This is a genomic window from Pseudomonas sp. GL_139_B, from assembly GCF_057834475.1.
On sequence record NZ_CM174403.1, the window covers coordinates 4,463,490 to 4,482,649 of the forward strand.

Sequence of the window (19,160 nt, forward strand, 5' to 3'; positions counted from 1 at the left end):
GAAAACGCCCAAAGGAGCTTCGGATGAAAAAGCTTTTCCTGGCATCACTGTTAGGCACGACCATTGCCATGTGCACCGCCGCCATGGCGGCTGATGATTTGAAAACCCTCGAAGCCGCTGCGAAAGCGGAAGGCGCAGTCAACAGCGTCGGCATGCCCGATGACTGGGCTAACTGGAAAGGCACCTGGGAAGACCTGGCCAAAACCTATGGCCTCAAGCACATCGATACCGACATGAGTTCGGCCCAGGAAATCGCCAAGTTCGCCGCTGAAAAAGACAACGCCAGCGCTGATATCGGTGACGTGGGCGCCGCCTTCGGCCCGATCGCGGTCAAGCAAGGTGTGGTGCAGCCTTACAAGCCCACCACCTGGGATCAGGTTCCGGCCTGGGCCAAGGACAAGGACGGCAACTGGGCACTGGCCTACACCGGCTCCATCGCGTTTATCATCAACAAAAAACTGCTGCACGGTTCCGAAGCACCCACCAAATGGGCTGACCTCAAGGGTGGCAAATACAAGGTTTCCATCGGCGACGTGAGCACCGCGGCCCAAGCAGCCAACGGCGTACTGGCGGCGGCTTTGGCCAATGGCGGTAACGAGGCAAACCTTGATCCAGCTCTGAAACTGTTCGCAGAAATCGCCAAACAGGGTCGCCTGTCGATGGCCAACCCGACGATTGCCACCATGGAAAAAGGTGAAATCGAAGTCGGCGTGGTCTGGGACTTCAACGGTCTGAGCTACAAGGCCAAGATGGCCAATCCGGATGACTACGTCGTGCTGATTCCATCCGATGGCTCGGTGATTTCCGGTTACACCACCATCATCAACAAATACGCGAAAAACCCGAACGCCGCCAAGCTGACCCGCGAATACATCTTCAGCGACGCCGGCCAGATCAACCTGGCAAAAGGCAACGCGCGTCCGATCCGTGCCGAACACCTGACCCTGCCCGCCGAGGTCAAGGCCAAGCTGCTGCCTAATGAGCAGTACAAAAATGTCACGCCGATCAAAGACGCCGATGCCTGGGAAAAGACCTCCAAGGCCCTTCCTCAGAAGTGGAACGAAGAAGTCATCGTCAATATGCAGTAACCCGGTAGATCCCCATCTGGAGATCTAATGGAGATCCCTGTGGGAGCGAACTTGCTCGCGATAGCGGACTGACTGTCGACATTGATGTCGACTGATCTTCCGCCATCGCGAGCAAGCTCGCTCCCACATGGGATTGAGTTGACTTCAAGATTTTCGACATCCTGTCTCGCGGAGTTTGCCCCAATGAAGCACAACGTCATCCTTGTCGTGCTCGACGGCCTCAATTACGAAGTCGCGCGCCACACCATGGGGCACTTGCAGGCCTATGTTGGCGCAGGGCGCGCCGCGCTCTACAAACTGGAGTGCGAATTGCCGTCACTGTCCCGCCCACTCTACGAGTGCATTCTCACCGGCGTCCCGCCCATTGAAAGCGGCATCGTTCATAACAACGTCTCGCGTCTGTCCAACCAGCGCAGCATCTATCACTACGCTACGGACGCCGGCCTGAAAACCGCCGCAGCCGCGTATCACTGGGTCAGCGAGCTGTATAACCGTTCGCCGTTTGTTGCCGCTCGGGATCGCCACACCCACGACGAAGCCCTGCCGATCCAGCACGGTCACTTCTACTGGAACGATCACTACCCGGATTCACACCTGTTCGCCGACGCCGAAAGTCTGCGCCTGCGGCATGCGCCGAATTTTCTATTGATCCACCCAATGAACATCGACGATGCCGGGCACAAACACGGCCTCGACACCCCGCAATACCGCAACAGCGCCCGCACGGCCGACATTATCCTGGCCGACTACCTGCGCACGTGGCTCGAAGCCGGCTATCAAGTGCTGGTGACCGCCGACCACGGCATGAACAACGACCGTTCCCACAACGGCCTGTTGCCGGAAGAACGCGAAGTGCCGTTGTTTGTTCTCGGTGACGCGTTCAGTTTCAACCCCGGCGCCGCACCGAAACAAACTGAAATCTGCGGCACGGTCTGCGAACTGCTGGGCGTGGCCCACGACAAACCGGTGTGCAGGGAGCTGCTCAAGTGAATGCCAATACCCGTGGCAAGTGGTTGGCAGCCTTGTGCCTTGTGCCCTTCGCCCTGTTTTTTATCGTGTTTGAAATTGCCCCGCTGGTCTGGGTGATGATCAATAGCCTGCAATCGGAAGAATTCGGCTGGGGACTGGCCAACTTCACCAAGATCTTCAATTCAAAGTTCTACTTGCAGGCGATCCAGTACAGCCTTGAGATCAGTTTCTGGTCCAGCGTATTCGGGATCATTATCGCGGTGCTTGGCGCCTATTCCCTGCGCCGGGTCGACTCGAAACTGCGCAATTTCGTCAACGCCTTCGCCAACATGACCAGCAACTTCGCCGGTGTGCCCCTGGCCTTCGCGTTCATTATCCTGCTGGGCTTCAACGGCAGCTTCACCATCATGCTCAAGCAGGCCGGGATCATTCAGGACTTCAACCTGTACTCGAAAACCGGACTGATCATTCTCTACACCTACTTCCAGATTCCGCTCGGCGTGTTGCTGCTCTACCCGGCTTTCGATGCTTTGCGAGAAGACTGGCGCGAGTCTGCCGAATTGCTCGGCGCCAACGGCTGGCAGTTCTGGCGGCATATCGGTTTGCCAGTGCTGACGCCGGCGTTGCTCGGTACGTTCGTGATCCTGCTGGCCAACGCCCTCGGCGCTTACGCGACGGTGTATGCGTTGACCACCGGCAACTTCAACGTGATGACAATCCGCATTGCGGCGATGGTGTCCGGCGATATTTCTCTGGACCCGAACCTCGCCAGTGCCCTGGCAGTGGTGTTGGTGGCATTGATGACCCTGGTGACCCTCGTGCATCAGCTGCTGTTGAAGAGGAGCTACCATGTCTCGCGCTGAACTGGGCCCTGTCGGTGTCTACCACCGCGTGGTGGTGTATCTGCTGTTTGCCATTCTGTTGTTGCCACTGTTCGGGACGCTGATCTACTCGATCGCCAGCAGCTGGTCAGCGACCGTACTGCCCAGCGGTTTTACCTTCAAGTGGTACATCCAGCTGTGGAGTGACCCACGCTTTCTCAGTGCGTTCGGTCAGTCGCTGCTGGTCTGCGTCGGCTCGTTGATTTTGTCGGTGGTGCTGATTCTGCCGTTGCTGTTTGTGGTGCATTACCACTTCCCGAAACTCGATGCGCTGATGAACATTCTGATCCTGCTGCCCTTCGCGGTGCCGCCGGTGGTGTCGTCGGTGGGGTTGTTGCAGCTCTACGGTTCCGGACCGTTCGCGATGGTCGGCACGCCGTGGATTCTGATTGGCTGCTATTTCACCATTGCGCTGCCGTTCATGTACCGGGCGATCACCAACAACCTGCAAGCGATCAACCTGCGCGACCTGATGGACGCCGCACAGCTGCTGGGCGCCAGCACTTGGCAAGCGGCATTTCTGGTGGTGCTGCCGAACCTGCGCAAGGGTTTGATGGTGGCGTTGCTGCTGTCGTTCTCGTTCCTGTTCGGTGAGTTCGTGTTCGCCAACATCCTCGTCGGCACCCGCTACGAAACCCTGCAGGTCTACCTTAATAACATGCGTAACAGCAGCGGCCACTTCACCAGTGCGCTGGTGATTTCCTATTTCTTCTTCGTGCTGGTTCTGACCTGGGTGGCCAATATATTGAACAAGGACAAAAGCGAATGAGCTATGTCAGCGTCCAACATCTGCAGAAAAATTACGCAGGTACGACGGTATTCAGCGACATCAACTGCGAAATCCAGAAAGGTGAATTCGTCACCCTGCTCGGTCCGTCAGGTTGCGGCAAATCCACGCTGTTGCGCTGCATCGCCGGCCTGACGTCGGTCGACGGCGGCAAGATTCTGCTGGAGGGTCAGGACCTCGTGCCATTGAGCCCGCAGAAACGCGGGATCGGCATGGTCTTTCAGAGTTATGCATTGTTCCCGAACATGAGCGTGGAACAAAACATCGCTTTCGGCCTGCGGATGCAAAAGGTCAACGCCGACGACAGCCAAAGACGCGTTGACGAAGTGCTCAAACTGGTGGAGCTGAACGACTTCGCCGCGCGTTTTCCCCATCAATTGTCCGGCGGCCAGTGCCAGCGCGTTGCCCTCGCCCGCTCGCTGGTCACGCGACCACGGCTGTTGCTGCTGGATGAACCGTTGTCGGCCCTCGACGCACGGATTCGCAAGCACTTGCGCGAACAAATCCGTCAGATCCAGCGCGAACTGGGCTTGACCACGATTTTCGTCACACACGATCAGGAAGAAGCGCTGACCATGTCTGACCGGATCTTCCTGATGAATCAAGGAAAGATCGTACAAAGCGGTGACGCCGAAACCCTGTACACCGCGCCGGTGGATGTGTTCGCTGCCGGGTTCATCGGCAACTACAACCTGCTGGACGCCGACAGCGCTTCCAAGCTGCTGCAGCGACCGATCAGCCACCGCATTGCGATTCGCCCGGAAGCCATCGAGCTGAGCCTGAACGGCCAACTGGACGCCCAGGTGCGCAGTCACAGCTTACTCGGCAACGTGATTCGTTATCGGGTCGAAGCCCGCGGCGTGGAACTGGTGGTGGATGTGCTGAACCGCTCGGCGGCCGACCTGCATCCCGATGGTCAGCGTCTGGCGCTTTCCATCGATCCAACGGCCCTCTGTGAGGTAGCCTGATGCCTTTGCTGATGTTGAAGAGAGAACCACACTGATGGCCCTGGCAATTTTTGATCTGGATGAAACGCTGATCCACGGCGACTGCGCCACCCTCTGGAGCGAGCAAATGGGCCGCCTGGGCTGGGTCGATCCTGAGTCATTCATGCGGCAGAACAATGAGCTGATGGACGCTTACAGCCACGGCAAGTTGCGCATGGAAGAGTACATGGAGTTCAGCCTCGAGCCGATGATCGGCAGGACGCCTGAAGAGGTCGATCACCTGGTCGGACCATGGGTTGAAGACTTCATCGAGCCGATCATCTTCAGCGACGCCACCAAAGCCATCGCCGCCCACCGCAAGGCGGGCGACCGGATTCTGGTGATCTCGGCGTCTGGCACGCACCTGGTGCGACCGATTGCCGAACGCCTGGGCATCGACGAGATTTTGGGCATAGAACTTGAAGTCGCGCACGGGGTATACAGCGGCCACACCGTTGGCACCCTGACCTACCGCGAAGGCAAGATCACCCGTCTGTTGGAGTGGCTGGATGCGGAAGAGGAAAACCTCGAAGGCGCGAGCTTTTATTCCGACTCACGCAACGATTTACCGCTGCTTCTGAAGGTTGATTTCCCACATGTGGTGAATCCGGATCCGGTGCTGCTTGAGCACGCCGAAAAAGCCGGCTGGCCGATCCACCTCTGGAAGTAATGGAGAACCTGTGGGAGCGTGGCTTGCCCGCGATGAACGATAACGCGGTCTGACAGAGACACCGCGTCGCCTGAATCGCGGGCAAGCCGCTCTCCCACAGGAATTAGCTCAGGCTTTCGTCGATCACCAATACCAATTTCCCCGCCACGGTATTGCTCGCCAACTCCGCAAACGCCGCTTCGGCATCCTTGATCGGGAACGTCTTGGCCAGTTGCGGACTCAAGCGTCCTTCGGCAAACAACGGCCAGACATGCTGGCTTAGATCACTGAACAAATCCGCCTTGAACTGCTCGTCGCGGCTGCGCAAGGTCGAGCCCAGCAGTTGCACGCGCTTGGCCAGCACTTGCGCCAGGTCCATCTGCGCATCACGGCCACCCATCAGGCCGATCAGCACCCAACGGCCATCACGAGCCAGCAGCTTCAGATTCAGCGCGGCATAGTTACCGCCTACCGGGTCAAGGATCACATCAAACGGCCCCAGATCATTCAAACTGTCCAGGTCCCCCTTGCGTACCACCCCACCCTGCGCCCCCAGTGCCTCACAGTAAGCCAAACGCTCGACGGACCCGACGCTGACCCAGCACGGGTTACCAAACGCCTTGCAGAGCTGAATGGCAGCTGAACCAATTCCACTTGCTCCAGCGTGCAGAAGAACCTTCTCACCCGGCTTGAGCGCCGCGAGCTGAAACAGATTCAGCCAGACGGTCGCATACACTTCGGGCAACGCGGCCGCTTCGACCAAAGACAGACCGTCGGGAACCGGCAACACATGCCGTCCGTCGACAACTACCTCTTCGGCCATCCCACCCCCGGCCAGCAAGGCGCAAACTCGATCACCGACCTGCCAGGAAGACCCCGCGCCTACCTCGCTGATCACCCCTGAACACTCAAGACCCAGTACTTGACTGGCTCCCGGCGGGGGTGGATAGAGGCCCGCTTTCTGTAACAAATCGGCACGATTGAGTCCCGCAGCCGCCACTCGGATACGAACTTGTCCTACATCACATGTAGGACTGGGCTCTTCAAGCCACTCCACTTGACCTTCAACGCCTTGCAATGCTTTCACAGTGCCTCCATAGTGAGTCTGGACTGAGCCCGTAGCTTTAGCGTCGGGCTTTCTTGCATTATGCGACCGGTTCTTGTGGATCCGGCGACTTCAAAGACGGCCTAATATGCGTGATCAATTGTCCCCGCGTCGAATCAGCATGAAGCATTTTTTCCCTGGCACTGCCCTTGCCCTCTTCATCGGTATCGGCCTGTTGCCGCTATCGACCAATACGTTTGCAGCCAATAGCTGGGACAAGCTTCAGCCTGATCGTGACGAAGTAATCGCCAGTCTGAACGTCGTCGAATTGCTCAAGCGCCATCACTACAGCAAGCCGCCGCTCGATGACGCGCGCTCCGTGATCATCTACGACAGCTACCTCAAGCTGTTGGACCCGTCGCGCAGCTACTTCCTGGCCAGCGACATTGCGGAATTCGACAAATGGAAAACCCAGTTTGACGACTTCCTCAAAAGCGGTGACTTGAACGCCGGGTTCACCATCTACAAGCGCTACCTGGACCGCGTCAAGGCGCGTCTGGACTTCGCCCTTGCCGAGTTGAACAAAGGCGTCGACAAGATCGACTTCACCACCAAGGAAACCTTGCTGATCGACCGCAAGGACGCGCCTTGGCTCAAGTCCACCGCTGAACTCGATGACCTGTGGCGCAAACGCGTCAAGGACGAGGTGCTGCGGCAGAAGATCGCGGGCAAGGATTCCAAGCAGATTCAGGAAACCCTGATCAAGCGCTACAAGAACCAGCTGGCGCGCCTGGACCAGACCCGTGCGGAAGACATCTTCCAGGCTTACATCAATACCTTCGCCATGTCTTACGACCCGCACACCAACTATCTGTCGCCGGATAACGCGGAAAACTTCGACATCAACATGAGCCTGTCCCTGGAGGGCATCGGCGCCGTGTTGCAGAGCGACAACGACCAGGTAAAAGTCGTGCGTCTAGTGCCTGCCGGCCCGGCCGACAAAACCAAAATGGTTGCCCCTGCCGACAAGATCATTGGCGTCGCCCAAGGCAACAAAGAGATGGTCGACGTGGTCGGCTGGCGCCTGGACGAAGTGGTCAAACTGATCCGCGGTCCGAAAGGCACCATCGTGCGCCTGGAAGTCATTCCGGCCAGCAATGCTCCGAACGACCAGACCAGCAAAATCGTGCCGATCACCCGCGAAGCGGTGAAGCTTGAAGATCAGGCGGTGAAGAAGTCAGTCCTAAACCTGAAACAGGATGGCAAGGACTACAAGCTCGGCGTCATCGAGATTCCGGCCTTCTACCTCGACTTCAAGGCTTTCCGTGCCGGCGATCCGGACTACAAGAGCACCACCCGCGACGTCAAGAAACTGCTGACCGAATTGCAGAAAGACAAGGTCGACGGCGTGGTCATCGACCTGCGCAACAACGGCGGCGGTTCCTTGCAGGAAGCCACCGAGCTGACCAGTCTGTTCATCGATAAAGGTCCTACGGTCCTGGTGCGTAACGCCGATGGCCGGGTCGATGTACTGGAAGATGAAAACCCGGGCGCCTTCTACAAAGGCCCGATGGCGTTGCTGGTCAACCGCTTGTCCGCTTCGGCTTCGGAGATTTTTGCCGGCGCGATGCAGGATTACCACCGCGCGTTGATCATCGGCGGCCAGACCTTTGGTAAAGGCACCGTGCAGACCATTCAACCGCTGAATCATGGCGAATTGAAACTGACCCTGGCCAAGTTCTACCGGGTTTCCGGCCAGAGCACCCAGCATCAGGGCGTACTGCCAGACATCGATTACCCGTCGATCATCGACACCAAGGAAATCGGCGAAAGCGCCCTGCCGGAAGCCATGCCGTGGGACACCATCAAGCCGGCCATCAAGCCTTCGGTTGATCCGTTCAAACCGTACATCGCGCAGCTCAAGTCCGAGCATGACGCACGCTCGGCCAAGGACGCGGAGTTCGTGTTTATCCGCGACAAGCTGGCGCTGGCGCAGAAGCTGATGGAAGAAAAAACCGTCAGCCTCAACGAAGTCGAACGTCGGGCGCAGCACACCGACATCGAAGCCAAGCAGCTGGTCATGGAGAATATCCGTCGCAAGGCCAAGGGCGAAGAGCCGCTCAAAGAGCTGAAGAAAGAAGACGAAGACGCCATTGCGGCCGAGCCGGACAAGACCAAGCCAGAAGACGACGCCTACCTGAGCGAGGCCGGTCGGATTCTGCTGGACTACCTGAAACTCAACAGCGCAGTCGCCAAGCACTAAGTTGTTACAGGCAAGATGATGGCAATTTAATGCTGACGCTCTCCGGAGCGTCATCAAACAGTCATCGTTCTGTCGTGAAATAAGGGACTGGGAGCACCTCTTTAACAAGAGTCTGCTCCCAGTCCTTTTTTATCGCCCAGAGATTGCCATGACCACGACAGAACAGCTGAGTGCCTTGAGTTCCATACTGGCTCAAAGCGGTTTACACAGCCTGTTCCAACCGATCATTTCCCTCTCCGAGCGACGCATTGTCGGCTATGAAGCCCTCACCCGCGGCCCGTCAAACAGTCCGCTGCACTCCCCTATCGCATTGTTCTCCGTTGCCCGCCAGGCCGGTCGCTTGAGCGAGCTGGAAATTGCTTGCCGCGAAAGCGCTTGCCGATGTTTCAACGAACAGCAATTGCCGGGCAAACTCTTCCTCAACGTCTCCCCGGAATCGCTTCTCGAAGCGGCTCATCAGCCGGGCCGCACCCTGCAACTGCTGCAGGATTTCGGCATTCCGCCGAGCCAGGTGGTAATCGAACTCACCGAACAGACCCCGACCGACGATTTCCAGTTGCTGCAAAACGCGCTGCATCACTATCGGGCAATGGGGTTTTCCATTGCGCTGGATGACTTGGGTGCAGGGTATTCAAGCTTGAGATTGTGGTCCGAGCTGCGCCCGGATTACGTGAAGATCGATCGACACTTCATCGACGGCATTCACCAAGACGCGCTCAAACGCGAGTTTGTCGGTTCGATCCTGCAAATCGCCAACGCCTCGCGGGCTCAAGTGATTGCCGAAGGCATCGAATTGCAGGAAGAGCTCGCGGTACTGACCGAGATGGGCGTTGATCTAGTCCAGGGCTATCTGCTGTGCCGCCCTCAGGAACATCCGCCCCGGGATGCTCGCCACCTGTTGCCCAAACACGACAACAGCGCCGTGGCACTGAATGACGAAGGCTGCGACCTCAGTCCCCTGCTCAACGATCAACCGGCCGTGAAACGCGACACACCCACTGCCACTGTGCTGGAAGCATTCCGCCGTCAGGCCAACCTGAACTCTATGGCTGTGCTCGACGAACAAAGCCAGCCCTGCGGCATCGTTCACCGACATTCGCTCTCAGACGCCCTGCTCAAGCCGTTTGCTACCGACCTGTTCGCCCGCAAGCCGATCAGCCGTTTGATGAACGACGACTTTCTCGCCGTGGAAATCAGCCAGTCGCTGCAACAGGTCAGCCGCCTGATCACCAGCCGCGCGCGCCAACGCATTGAAGAAGACTTCATCATCACCCTCAATGGAAGCTATTTGGGATTGGGTCGGGTCATTGATGTTCTCAAGCTGATTACCGAACTGAAAATCCAGCAAGCCCGCTACGCCAACCCACTGACCCTCTTGCCTGGCAACGTACCGATCCAGCAATGCCTGACGCGGTTGCTGAAACAGGAACGGGAGTCGGTAATCTGCTACGTCGACATCGACAGCTTCAAACCTTTCAACGATCTCTACGGCTACGGTCGTGGAGACGAAGTCCTGTTGTGCCTGGCGCAATGCCTGAATGATCGGGTCGACCCTTCCCGCGATTTCGTCGGCCATATTGGCGGTGACGACTTCCTGCTGGTGCTCGGCCCGGAAGACTGGCGCAAACGCTTGAACCAGTTGCTGGACGACTTCCACAGCCAATGCCGACGCTTCTACCGCAGCGAACACCTGGAAGCCGGCTGCTTCATCGCCCCGAACCGGCAAGGTGTGCGGCAGGAGTTTGCGTTGTTGTCATTGTCCATCGGCGTGGTGCATTTGCATCCACAGGCCTGTGGGCAACTCGATGCCAGCCAGTTGGCAGAGATGGCATCGCAGGCCAAACATCACGCCAAGAATGTGTCGGGGTATAGCGTGCATGTGATTGATAGTTTGGTGGTACCTGAAAGAGAAGATTTATTGCTTGAAGGGCATCGCTGAATGGTCTGACGCCTTCGTGGGCGAGTCCATCCAATTACATTGACCACTTACTTCTGGAAATACTCGGCTAAATGTAGGAGCGGGCTTGCCCGCGAAGAGGCCCGATCAGGCAGCCCAAATGTTGAGCCTGATCCTCAATTTCTAAACCTCAGAAGATCGAGCCCGCAACCGCCGCCCCACCACATCCAGCACGTCACAGCCATCGCGCAATGGAATGGCACAGAGCAAGGCAAAGTCGCTGAGGATAAAGGATTCGCACTCGACTGAACCGCGTATCGACATGTTCTCCAGCACCTGTGTCACGGCACGAATTCGGTAGCTGGCAGCGTCATACAAAACATCGAGCGGCGCGTGGGTATCGACGAACAGCGTGGGCATGTCAGTGCAGTTGCTGGTGAGGGCCATGAAGCGGTTGTCGGGGTGGGGGATTGGTTTTTCGTAGGGTGGATCGGGGTGAAGGGTTTTCATCGATTTGAATCCTAACGTATGGATTGAAGCCGCCAGAAATCACTTCCACGCAAATAGGTGGCGGCTGTACGCAGGTGTGGAAGACCGGGACGTTAGGCACCCGGCGCACTCGAAAGCGCCCCGCGCACAGCCACCATAAAACACAGACGATAAAAAACGCCGAACTGGTGGCGCTTGATGCGCCTAACGATAGAAGGGCTTCCACGCCCTGTCACTGAGTTTGCAGCGACAGGTGAAAGACTATCGATGAGATCGGACCTGCACCAGTTCATGGAAACCGCCAGGAGTTGAAGGAAATTTCCGATGAGGCCGCCCGGAAATTTCGCAATTTCCGTCAGAAAGATACGTCTATCCGATCTACCTGAATTTTTACGAATCGCCCGTTCAGACGAGGATAGTCGTAGTGAATTTCCTGATCCGGAAAATCAACAAAAGATCGGAACACGCCCCCATCTAAATACCCATAAAGCGCGCATGAAAATCCGTCATCTTTCATTTCTATCAGTGTAGTGATTGGTTCCTCTGCCGCAGCAACTACATCATTATCGGCAAGCACCAAATCGAACTCCACTTCATAGGCTTCTCCCACTTCAATTTTCGATGGGCAGTAGCTTGCAAAGCATTTAACTTCCAAGCCTTTAACGAGCAACAAGACCTCGTCTTCAACCACTGGGCCTACTGCCAGCACTACAGCTTCATATCTTTTAGTCATTCGCTGGCCTCACTACTTTATCGCGAACATTACCCCTTATCAAAAGCGAAACAGATTTATTTATTTTTCAATCACACTTTTCAACAGTGTATCCGCTAGCCACTATTGTCAAAACAATGTTGCACTCGCGAGCACAAGTGAAGCAGTAGTTTAGCCCGACTTCCGAAGAGTCAATCAAAAGCAACTCCTGCGACAACGACGTCACATCCATCACAAACATCTCTGAAATCTCCGCGCCGATTGCCCCAACAGATTTCATACCTAAAACATTTTCAAAGGTAATGATCCATCGTTTTTCCTGCCAATCTAGAAACTCTACAAAAACGAGCTCGTGCTCACACGTTATTTTTTCAATAGTGCCGTCTGAAACTGGAAATTCTGTCATTTTGAAATACCTGGATGTTTCTCACCGGCAACAAAGCCAGTTCCGTGACCGAGTTGATAGCCGTCAGGCTTGACTTTGACAACAGCCTTCTTTTTATCCGCCTGACTCCAACTTAAATAATTAGGTTTGAGCTCCAAATGATAGTGCTCACCATGATGCCTCGCATTAAATGGCCCAGCATCTCCCGGATGACTTTCAAATCTAATAATAGTATCCGCGTTAGGTAGCCACGCCATTCTTTGACTTCCATGTTGAGTCTGTGAAATTTTGGGCTGGACTCCTAATACTTCCGTAAGCTCGTTTGGACCTTCAAAATAACGGGGCAGATTTATTTACATTTTCTATATTTATCATTGCTAGGTGAATCTATTTTGTTGTTCAAAAAAAGCTTTGTAAGTGAGAATAACTTCTTTCCAATTTTCAAATAGTTGCTCTTCAGATCCTTCTAGCCCTTCAGAAGGAGGCATATACCTAATCATAGAGGAGATCTCTGCTGGATAATCGAAGTCTGCGTACAGCTCCCCCACTATTTCAAGTGGATCTTCATACTCATCTTGATGCTCAAATAGAAACGAGAGCAATAAAAAAATCCAAGGCTTTGGAGGTTCTTCCGTTTTGGGTGACGGCTCTTTGTTTACCAGTGATTCAAGTAGGATGCTTACCAAATATTTTTCTTCAAGTAGCAATGAGGCCAGCTCAATAGCTTCTTGTGAGGATTCAGTAGTTAAGGCTTCGCATGCGTATTCCGAAACTCCTTTTTCATCTATAAATCCGTGCTCGAACCCATAGAGAAGTTCAGCCCAGTTTAGCCACGGGGTTTTGTTGTGTATGTATTGGCCGTCGAGTAATAGTTTTTTCATTAGCATCTACTTAGGTAGTCTGGATGGAGTCTGATTTGGTGTTCCAGTTACTTTTCCATCCGGAATAAATCTCTGATGAGTTAACTCTAGCTTTAAATTTACAATCCATTCATAAATACCACTTTTATTATTCACCACCCCTACCAACTGTGTGAGCGTATTATTTGATCCATCACCGCCCTTTAGTGAAAAGACCCTCCCCTGAGCAGGTATCTGATCAACAACGTAGCTAGGGGCTCTGTGCATTGGATCTTCTTTCAGAGCGCTTCCTACTGGTTGAGCAGCATTTATTTCTTGTGCTGCATAGCCCGCGCGTTGTCTCTCAAAAAGAGCCACATTATGAGCTGAGTTATCCCTGGGCTCTGGAAGTGTTGGCGTTCCCTCATCAACCCTAGTGCCAGTCGTATCATCCGGCGCCCCACACCCAGGCTTACCCGACTGCGGACAGTTCCCGCTCAACCCCAACGGATCAACCCACCCCGTCGGATTCGGCGTGTACTGGTACTGGTTCAGCCCACCCGCCAACTTGATCGGGTCCGGCGTCAGATACCGACCAACCTGCGGATCATAGTACCGATGCCGGTTGTAGTGCAGACCGCTCTCGGCATCGAAATACTGCCCTTGAAACCGCAACGGCTGCTCAAGCTGCTCGCCCCCGCCCAGCGTCAGGTGCGTGACCTTGCCGTAAGCGTTGTACTGCGCCGACCAGACAACCTCGCCCCCAAAATCGGTCAGTTCCTGCGGCGTGCCGAGGTGGTCGAGTTGGTAGTAAAACGGGCAGGCCTTGCGCGGGCCTTTGCCGTCGAGCATGGCCAGCGGGCGGAAGCTGCCGGGTTCGTAGACGTAGCTGCGGTAGTGTTCGCGGCCGCTTTCGGCGACGAGGTTGTCGCCTTGCCAAAAAAAATCGGTGGTGTGGCCGTCGACGGTTTTGGCGATGCGGCGGCCGAAGGCGTCGTAGCGGTAGCTGGCGCTGCGACCGTCCGGGGTGGTGACGCCGATCAAGCGGTGTTGGCAGTCGTAGCGGTAGTCGGTGACGAGTTTTTGTGCGGTGCCACGACGTTCGCGGATCAGGTTGCCGAAGGCGTCGTAGTCGTAGTGGCGGTCGCCTTGTAGGAGCAGGCGGTTACCTTTGACTGTTGCGGCACCGGGGCGGTCCTGCATCAGCAGGTTACCGGCCGGGTCGTGGGCGAAGCTTTCCGGTGGGTCGTCGCGGCTGTGGCGGACGCGGGTCAGGCGGTTGAGCGGGTCGTAGGTGTAGTTGCGCTGGCCGTGACGGGTGTCGGCGATGCGGTCGAGATTGCCGTTGGCGCTGTAGGCATAGTCGCGGCGGTACAGCGGTTGTTGCGGTTGGCTGACGGCTTGAGCCTGCAGGCGGCCCTGAACGTCGTAGGCATAGTCGCTGAGCAACTGGCCTTGTTGGCGTTGCTGTTCACGACCGAAGGTAAATTGGTGGCCGGTGAGCCGCGCGCCGTTGAGGTCGATGGCGGTGAGCGCGCCGCCCTTGGCGTGGTGGTAATCGAGTTTGCTGCCGTCCGGCAGGCGCAGGCGCTTGAGTTGGCCGCAGGCGTCGTAGCCATAACGCAGCGTGCCCCAGCCCTGATGTTCGGTGATCAGGCGGTCTTGTGGGTCGTACTCGAATTCCAGCGGATGGTCGTGGCCGTCGTCGACGCCGATCAGCCGACCGAGGCTGTCGTAGCGGTATTTAACCTGGAGGCCGTCGGGCAGCGTCTTGACCAGCAAACGCCCTGCCGCATCACGCTCGTAAGCGGTGATCAGCTGCGAGCCGTCAGCGCCGAATTCGGTTTTCTCCAGCAGTTGACCCTTGAGGTCGTAGGCGTACGCCGTGCGTTGGCCGTCGAAGCCGGTTTCCTGTCGGATCAAGCCGCCCGGCGTGTAGTCCAGCTGATATTGCTCGCCGGATTCGTTTTCGATTTCCGTCAGCAACAGCGCCGCGTTGTCGTAGCGGTACTTCAACTGGGTGCCGTCGGCATTGAGGCGGCGGCTGACCAGGTGCAGGTCGTCGAGGTAGTCGTAGCGCGTGACGCGGCCGAGTTCGTCGCGTTCGGCGGTGATTTTGCCGTAGGCGTTGTAGCTGTAGGCACGACTGGCGCCGGTAGGAAGAATCGTCTGGATCAGTCGGCCAACGGCGTCCCATTGCGACTGGGTGACCGCGCCATGTTCGTCCTGACGGGTAAGCTGCCGCCCCAAGGTGTCGTAGGAAAAGCGCCGCTGCCCGCCGTCCGGCAGCGTTTCCTCGACCAGTTGCCCCAAACCGTTCCAGACGAACACATGCCGGCTGGTGTCCGGATAACGGATCGACAGCAGCTGACCTTTGGCGTCGTAGTGGTAATGGGTGATCTGGCCATCGGGATCGGTCGCTTCCGTGACATCCCCCTGGGCATTGCGCTGCCAGGTCCACACCGCTTTGCCGCGATAACGGGCGTGCAGGAAACCGTTGCGGTACTCGTAGGCCGTCGGCTCGTCTGCCGGCGGAATCAGCGCCACCAGGCGTCCGACTTCGTCATAGCGGTATTCGGTGACGGCGCCGAGCGGGTCCTGCTCGGCCACCAGCCGGCCGTCTTCGTCGTAGGCCTTGAGCTGTTCGCCACCGTCCAGTTCGACCTTGCGCACCAGCCGCGCGCGCTCGTCGTGGACGTAAACCTCTTCGCTGCCGTCGAGGTTGTGCACGGTGACGCTGCCGGCGTCATCCCACACATAGCGCGCATCCATCTGCGCGAATGACGCCCAGTGGCGGATGCAGCGCGCCGCTTTGCCGGACCTTTCCCACGCCCAGAAAAAACTCGCCCCACCGGCCAGTTGCCGCTGGAGGATGACGTGTTGGTCGTCGTAGTCGTAGCGTTCGCTTTCGCCGGCGGCGTTGCTCGCTTCGATCAGTTGCGCACGTTCGTCGTAGGCGTAACTGACCAGGGTTTGCTCAGTTTTCCAGCACGCATCGAGGGTCGGCGCCGGGATAAACAGCTGATAGTCGATGGCGACCACATGGCTGCGTTCATAGCGCAAGCGCAAGGCGCGGCCGGCGCCGTTGTCGAGGCGCTGGATGCGCTCTTGGCGGTCGCGGGTGATGCGCAGGCGGTTGTCGTAGGCGTCGCTGATCGCCGTCAGTCGACCGTGGTGAAAGTGATAAAACCGCGTGTCGTCGCCGGCCTGGGCGAGGATCAGTTCTTCGGGTTCAGCCCCGAGATAAATCGCGGCGCGCGACAGGCTGTTATGGATCGCCGGGCGTTCAGCGGACGGCAACGGGAAGGTGGTGCGGCGGTTTTCGTGGTCGATCCAGATGACGCGGTCGCCGTCGACTTCCAGTCGATGGGAGAGCGAATGGCTCCAGCCAAAACCGAGGCCGCAGTCGATCTCGGCGGCGCTGGTGCGATAGAGCCGGGTGAAGTCGAACGGCAGGACGCCGTCCAGCGAACCGTCGGTGAGGGTCAGCAGTTCTTCGCCGGTGACCATCGACACCGGGCATTTATTGGTGGCGGTTTTGTTGGCGGAATCGGCGCTGTCGCCGTTGGGGTTTTTCGCTTGATCCGGGACGTTGTCGTGATGTTCGTTTTGCTTGAGCGTGGTGTTGCGTTTGGCATCCCAGCGCAGTTGCAAGCGGCCTTTTTTCAGGCCGGCCGCGACGCCGCGGGCAGCGACCGTTTTGTAGCGGTCGACGTAAGAAATGAAGCCGTTGATGATCGTGAAGCTCGCTTTGACGAAACCCAGAACCGCGTCGACGATCCGGGCACCGTAGTTCGCAAGACGCATCCCCAGGTAGGCAATGCCCGCCCCCGCACCGGCGAAGGTCAGGACAATCCCGATCAGAATGTCGATGAGCAGCTGCACTACTGCCGTTGAAACCGCTTCGGCCGTTTTACCGGCGATCTCGCTCGGTGGCAGCATGTCCAGCCAGAGGCTGGCGGTGCGTAGCAGTAAACACAGCGCCGCTTCGTCACTGACCAGCAGCTGGACTTTTGCCATCGTGGCCGGAAATTTTTCTGCCAGCTTTTCCAGCTCGCCAGCACCACTGCCCAACCGTTCAGCGAACTTGCGGGGATCCTGAAGGATGTCCGAGAACAGGCTGATGCTGTCCCACACCCCTACAATCGCCTTCCAACTTCCCGCGAGCATTCCGTTACCGGCGGCCGTAAAGGTCGACTGCGACCACTGCGGTTTAAACCCTGCCCACTCACCGCGCAGCCAGCCGTCCAGTTCCTTGGTCAGGCCGTCATAGGAGGAAAAAAGCGCCTCAATTTGCTTCGGGGTTACTTCGCTCTGAACATGAACTCGATAGAACTTGCCGGGTATCCCTACGAACTGCCCTTTACCGTTTTCATCGAGCGTGACCGACTTGCTCTCGCCGCCATCCATGGCAATCACATCAACCGAAATATTCCCCAACGGAATGTCATAGACCGATTCAAACTTGCTCTCGATCTCCAGCATCCCGCCGTCCGGACACTGCGCAACACTGGATAAAAAATCATCGTCGCCACTGCTCACCGCAGTCGTCGTGTTACCGAGTTTTATCAGCCGCTCCATGCCCATCAGCGACGGCACATCAGCCGCACGACTGGCCTGGTCTGTCGCCCGGCTAAACCAGTGTTTTAGCTGTTCGCGGTAGAGAGAAAGGGTGTGCGGAATGCTGTCGAGTTCCTGCTCGATGCGGGCGATGTGGGTCATCAACGCACCGAACGGCAGGAAGCGGAGTGGAACATCGGGTCGAACATGAGCAATCCCTCGCGCAGAAAATGGGGCGCGCGAGACTTTGCAGGGGATCAGTCAGGAAAGAAGTCAGAGAAGTAGGCGATGACTGTAGGGAAAGTCCTTAAAAACGCCTCAACAAACAACAGACAGGCCAAAACGCAAACGTGGCGTGAGGTTTCCCTCACACCACGTTCCTCTATCAGACAAATTTTGGGGTTACTGCGTAGGGCCGCGAGACGCCAACTCTTTCAGCTTGAGCTCAGCCAATGGATGCCCGGCCTTGGCGGCCATGCCCCACCAGCGCGCCGCCTCGACCGGATCCGGCGCCTTGCTCGGCGTACCCGCCAGGCTAATCACCCCCACCTGATACGCCGCTTTGCCATCGCCCGCCAGCGCCGCCAGGCGCAGTAATCGCACGCCCTCTTCGCGAGCCCCAAGGCCGACACCGCGAAAGGTCAGGATGTGGCCATAGAAGCTTTGAGCGCCAACGTCACCCAGGTTCGCCATGCGGGCGAACTGGCCTTCAAGCCAACTCCAGCCCCGCGGTTGGCGCACAAACCATGACCAATGAAACAACCGGCGGGCCAGCCAGTAACCGGCGCGGGCCTTGAGCTTTAAAAACACTCAGGCCTCTGCCGATTCGGGATATTCATATTCAAACACTCGCACCACTTCCGAAGCGTGCCAGGATGCGGCGGCGACACCGTCGGATGGCCCGGAGAAACGGCCCAGACGCTCGACACACTCGAAGAAGCCAGTGCGCGGCAGGCGGCTGGCGCCCTGGCTGATTACCAGCGAGCTGCGCAGTGGCTGTTCGGCCTTGGCATCCAAGGCGGCCAGATGCTCAAGAGCGGCCGTTAATGTTTGCATGGCGGGCGTGGGTAATTGCAATCGCTCCAGCAACGCGCGATACGTCAAAAGATGGCGCTGGCGGCGCGCCTGGTCCAGTTCGCCCAACAACCCGTCCCAATGTTGACGACTGATGCGTACGCTCACGATTCATCCCTCCACCCTGGCACCGTCAATTCCCAGGCCAGGCTGCGGCGAATCGCAGCGTCGGGTTGACGCTCGCCACTTTCAATCAAGGCCAGATAAGACGGGCTGATGCCTACCGTGCGGGCCAGCGCCTCAATGGCGATGCCCTTCCCTTCGCGCAAACTGCGTAGTTGATCCAGACCCGGAAGAATCTGGTCTGGTGGTGGCGCGTGACGCACTGGCGCGTCGGGCGCCGGTTGCTCGTTAATGCCTGCTGCTTTCAATAGAGCTTGATACTGAGCCCACGGTAAAACTGCATACTCGGGCTCGCCTTCGCGTGTGATTATCTGAATATCCATGACTTCCCCGTAGGACAACGACACTTTGCGAGTCGGCGCTTTTCCCTAGAAGTGTAATCCTAACAGCGGCCAAGGTCGCGCGGGGGGTAT

Annotated in this window: 18 protein-coding genes; 8 read left to right on the forward strand and 10 right to left on the reverse strand. The window is 57.3% G+C overall.

All coding sequences use genetic code 11. The annotated features are described in order from the left end of the window. The first annotated feature begins 23 nt into the window (after positions 1 to 23). The 6 genes from AC3ISI_RS20355 to AC3ISI_RS20380 all read left to right on the forward strand — a co-directional run bounded on the left by AC3ISI_RS20355 (position 24) and on the right by AC3ISI_RS20380 (position 5,381). Complete coding sequence (locus AC3ISI_RS20355) at positions 24 to 1,088, forward strand: ABC transporter substrate-binding protein (protein WP_489333518.1); 1,065 nt, start codon at positions 24 to 26, stop codon at positions 1,086 to 1,088. 183 nt (positions 1,089 to 1,271) lie between these two features. Further along, complete coding sequence (locus tag AC3ISI_RS20360) at positions 1,272 to 2,078, forward strand: alkaline phosphatase family protein (RefSeq protein WP_489333519.1); 807 nt, start codon at positions 1,272 to 1,274, stop codon at positions 2,076 to 2,078. Beyond that, the gene (locus AC3ISI_RS20365) at positions 2,075 to 2,920 is read left to right on the forward strand and encodes an ABC transporter permease (RefSeq protein WP_489333520.1); all 846 of its coding nucleotides are present in this window, start codon (positions 2,075 to 2,077) and stop codon (positions 2,918 to 2,920) included. The genes AC3ISI_RS20360 and AC3ISI_RS20365 overlap by 4 nt, the downstream gene beginning before the upstream one ends. After that, positions 2,907 to 3,707: an ABC transporter permease gene (locus AC3ISI_RS20370; protein ID WP_489333521.1), complete on the forward strand. Its 801-nt coding sequence runs from the start codon at positions 2,907 to 2,909 to the stop codon at positions 3,705 to 3,707. The genes AC3ISI_RS20365 and AC3ISI_RS20370 overlap by 14 nt, the downstream gene beginning before the upstream one ends. Beyond that, entirely contained in the window at positions 3,704 to 4,693 is a 990-nt protein-coding gene (locus AC3ISI_RS20375) for an ABC transporter ATP-binding protein (RefSeq protein WP_489333522.1), read from the forward strand. Before AC3ISI_RS20370 ends, AC3ISI_RS20375 begins: the two co-directional genes overlap by 4 nt. A gap of 34 nt (positions 4,694 to 4,727) precedes the next feature. Beyond that, the gene (locus AC3ISI_RS20380) at positions 4,728 to 5,381 is read left to right on the forward strand and encodes an HAD family hydrolase (protein WP_489333523.1); all 654 of its coding nucleotides are present in this window, start codon (positions 4,728 to 4,730) and stop codon (positions 5,379 to 5,381) included. A gap of 103 nt (positions 5,382 to 5,484) precedes the next feature. Here AC3ISI_RS20380 and AC3ISI_RS20385 read toward each other — a convergent pair whose 3' ends face one another. Then, complete coding sequence (locus tag AC3ISI_RS20385; RefSeq protein WP_489333524.1) at positions 5,485 to 6,447, reverse strand: zinc-binding dehydrogenase; 963 nt, start codon at positions 6,445 to 6,447, stop codon at positions 5,485 to 5,487. 139 nt (positions 6,448 to 6,586) lie between these two features. On the opposite strand from AC3ISI_RS20385, the gene AC3ISI_RS20390 reads away from it, so the two are divergent. Continuing rightward, the gene (locus tag AC3ISI_RS20390; protein ID WP_489337759.1) at positions 6,587 to 8,668 is read left to right on the forward strand and encodes a carboxy terminal-processing peptidase; all 2,082 of its coding nucleotides are present in this window, start codon (positions 6,587 to 6,589) and stop codon (positions 8,666 to 8,668) included. A gap of 148 nt (positions 8,669 to 8,816) precedes the next feature. Then, the gene (locus AC3ISI_RS20395; RefSeq protein ID WP_489333525.1) at positions 8,817 to 10,607 is read left to right on the forward strand and encodes a bifunctional diguanylate cyclase/phosphodiesterase; all 1,791 of its coding nucleotides are present in this window, start codon (positions 8,817 to 8,819) and stop codon (positions 10,605 to 10,607) included. Between the two features lie 141 nt (positions 10,608 to 10,748). On the opposite strand, the gene AC3ISI_RS20400 is transcribed toward AC3ISI_RS20395, so the two are convergent. The 9 genes from AC3ISI_RS20400 to AC3ISI_RS20440 form a co-directional block, all read right to left on the reverse strand. After that, positions 10,749 to 11,075, reverse strand: a complete 327-nt coding sequence (locus AC3ISI_RS20400; RefSeq protein ID WP_489333526.1) for a hypothetical protein — start codon at positions 11,073 to 11,075, stop codon at positions 10,749 to 10,751. Positions 11,076 to 11,409: 334 nt separating this feature from the next. Beyond that, the gene (locus tag AC3ISI_RS20405; RefSeq protein WP_489333527.1) at positions 11,410 to 11,787 is read right to left on the reverse strand and encodes a hypothetical protein; all 378 of its coding nucleotides are present in this window, start codon (positions 11,785 to 11,787) and stop codon (positions 11,410 to 11,412) included. Between the two features lie 67 nt (positions 11,788 to 11,854). After that, the gene (locus tag AC3ISI_RS20410; protein ID WP_489333528.1) at positions 11,855 to 12,172 is read right to left on the reverse strand and encodes a hypothetical protein; all 318 of its coding nucleotides are present in this window, start codon (positions 12,170 to 12,172) and stop codon (positions 11,855 to 11,857) included. Continuing rightward, positions 12,169 to 12,408, reverse strand: coding sequence for a hypothetical protein (locus AC3ISI_RS20415; protein WP_489333529.1), 240 nt, complete (start codon positions 12,406 to 12,408; stop codon positions 12,169 to 12,171). Before AC3ISI_RS20415 ends, AC3ISI_RS20410 begins: the two co-directional genes overlap by 4 nt. Positions 12,409 to 12,528: 120 nt before the next feature. Beyond that, positions 12,529 to 13,032, reverse strand: coding sequence for a DUF2247 family protein (locus AC3ISI_RS20420; RefSeq protein WP_489333530.1), 504 nt, complete (start codon positions 13,030 to 13,032; stop codon positions 12,529 to 12,531). Between the two features lie 6 nt (positions 13,033 to 13,038). Beyond that, complete coding sequence (locus AC3ISI_RS20425) at positions 13,039 to 17,712, reverse strand: RHS repeat-associated core domain-containing protein (RefSeq protein WP_489333531.1); 4,674 nt, start codon at positions 17,710 to 17,712, stop codon at positions 13,039 to 13,041. 240 nt (positions 17,713 to 17,952) lie between these two features. Continuing rightward, positions 17,953 to 18,360 (reverse strand): SEL1-like repeat protein, encoded by a 408-nt coding sequence (locus AC3ISI_RS20430; protein ID WP_489333532.1) that lies wholly within the window; start codon positions 18,358 to 18,360, stop codon positions 17,953 to 17,955. Beyond that, positions 18,361 to 18,732, reverse strand: coding sequence for a hypothetical protein (locus AC3ISI_RS20435; RefSeq protein ID WP_003223109.1), 372 nt, complete (start codon positions 18,730 to 18,732; stop codon positions 18,361 to 18,363). Next, positions 18,729 to 19,070, reverse strand: coding sequence for a helix-turn-helix domain-containing protein (locus AC3ISI_RS20440; RefSeq protein WP_452627569.1), 342 nt, complete (start codon positions 19,068 to 19,070; stop codon positions 18,729 to 18,731). The genes AC3ISI_RS20435 and AC3ISI_RS20440 overlap by 4 nt, the downstream gene beginning before the upstream one ends. Positions 19,071 to 19,160: the final 90 nt, after the last annotated feature.

Coding starts and splice junctions, on each gene's coding strand:
- AC3ISI_RS20415 (WP_489333529.1), bottom strand. CDS start 12,408: ATGGCGTGGCTACCTAACGCGGATACTATTATTAGATTTGAAAGTCAT.
- AC3ISI_RS20355 (WP_489333518.1), top strand. CDS start 24: ATGAAAAAGCTTTTCCTGGCATCACTGTTAGGCACGACCATTGCCATG.
- AC3ISI_RS20390 (WP_489337759.1), top strand. CDS start 6,587: ATGAAGCATTTTTTCCCTGGCACTGCCCTTGCCCTCTTCATCGGTATC.
- AC3ISI_RS20420 (WP_489333530.1), bottom strand. CDS start 13,032: ATGAAAAAACTATTACTCGACGGCCAATACATACACAACAAAACCCCG.
- AC3ISI_RS20400 (WP_489333526.1), bottom strand. CDS start 11,075: ATGAAAACCCTTCACCCCGATCCACCCTACGAAAAACCAATCCCCCAC.
- AC3ISI_RS20380 (WP_489333523.1), top strand. CDS start 4,728: ATGGCCCTGGCAATTTTTGATCTGGATGAAACGCTGATCCACGGCGAC.
- AC3ISI_RS20410 (WP_489333528.1), bottom strand. CDS start 12,172: ATGACAGAATTTCCAGTTTCAGACGGCACTATTGAAAAAATAACGTGT.
- AC3ISI_RS20440 (WP_452627569.1), bottom strand. CDS start 19,070: ATGGATATTCAGATAATCACACGCGAAGGCGAGCCCGAGTATGCAGTT.
- AC3ISI_RS20375 (WP_489333522.1), top strand. CDS start 3,704: ATGAGCTATGTCAGCGTCCAACATCTGCAGAAAAATTACGCAGGTACG.
- AC3ISI_RS20395 (WP_489333525.1), top strand. CDS start 8,817: ATGACCACGACAGAACAGCTGAGTGCCTTGAGTTCCATACTGGCTCAA.
- AC3ISI_RS20405 (WP_489333527.1), bottom strand. CDS start 11,787: ATGACTAAAAGATATGAAGCTGTAGTGCTGGCAGTAGGCCCAGTGGTT.
- AC3ISI_RS20425 (WP_489333531.1), bottom strand. CDS start 17,712: ATGACCCACATCGCCCGCATCGAGCAGGAACTCGACAGCATTCCGCAC.
- AC3ISI_RS20360 (WP_489333519.1), top strand. CDS start 1,272: ATGAAGCACAACGTCATCCTTGTCGTGCTCGACGGCCTCAATTACGAA.
- AC3ISI_RS20370 (WP_489333521.1), top strand. CDS start 2,907: ATGTCTCGCGCTGAACTGGGCCCTGTCGGTGTCTACCACCGCGTGGTG.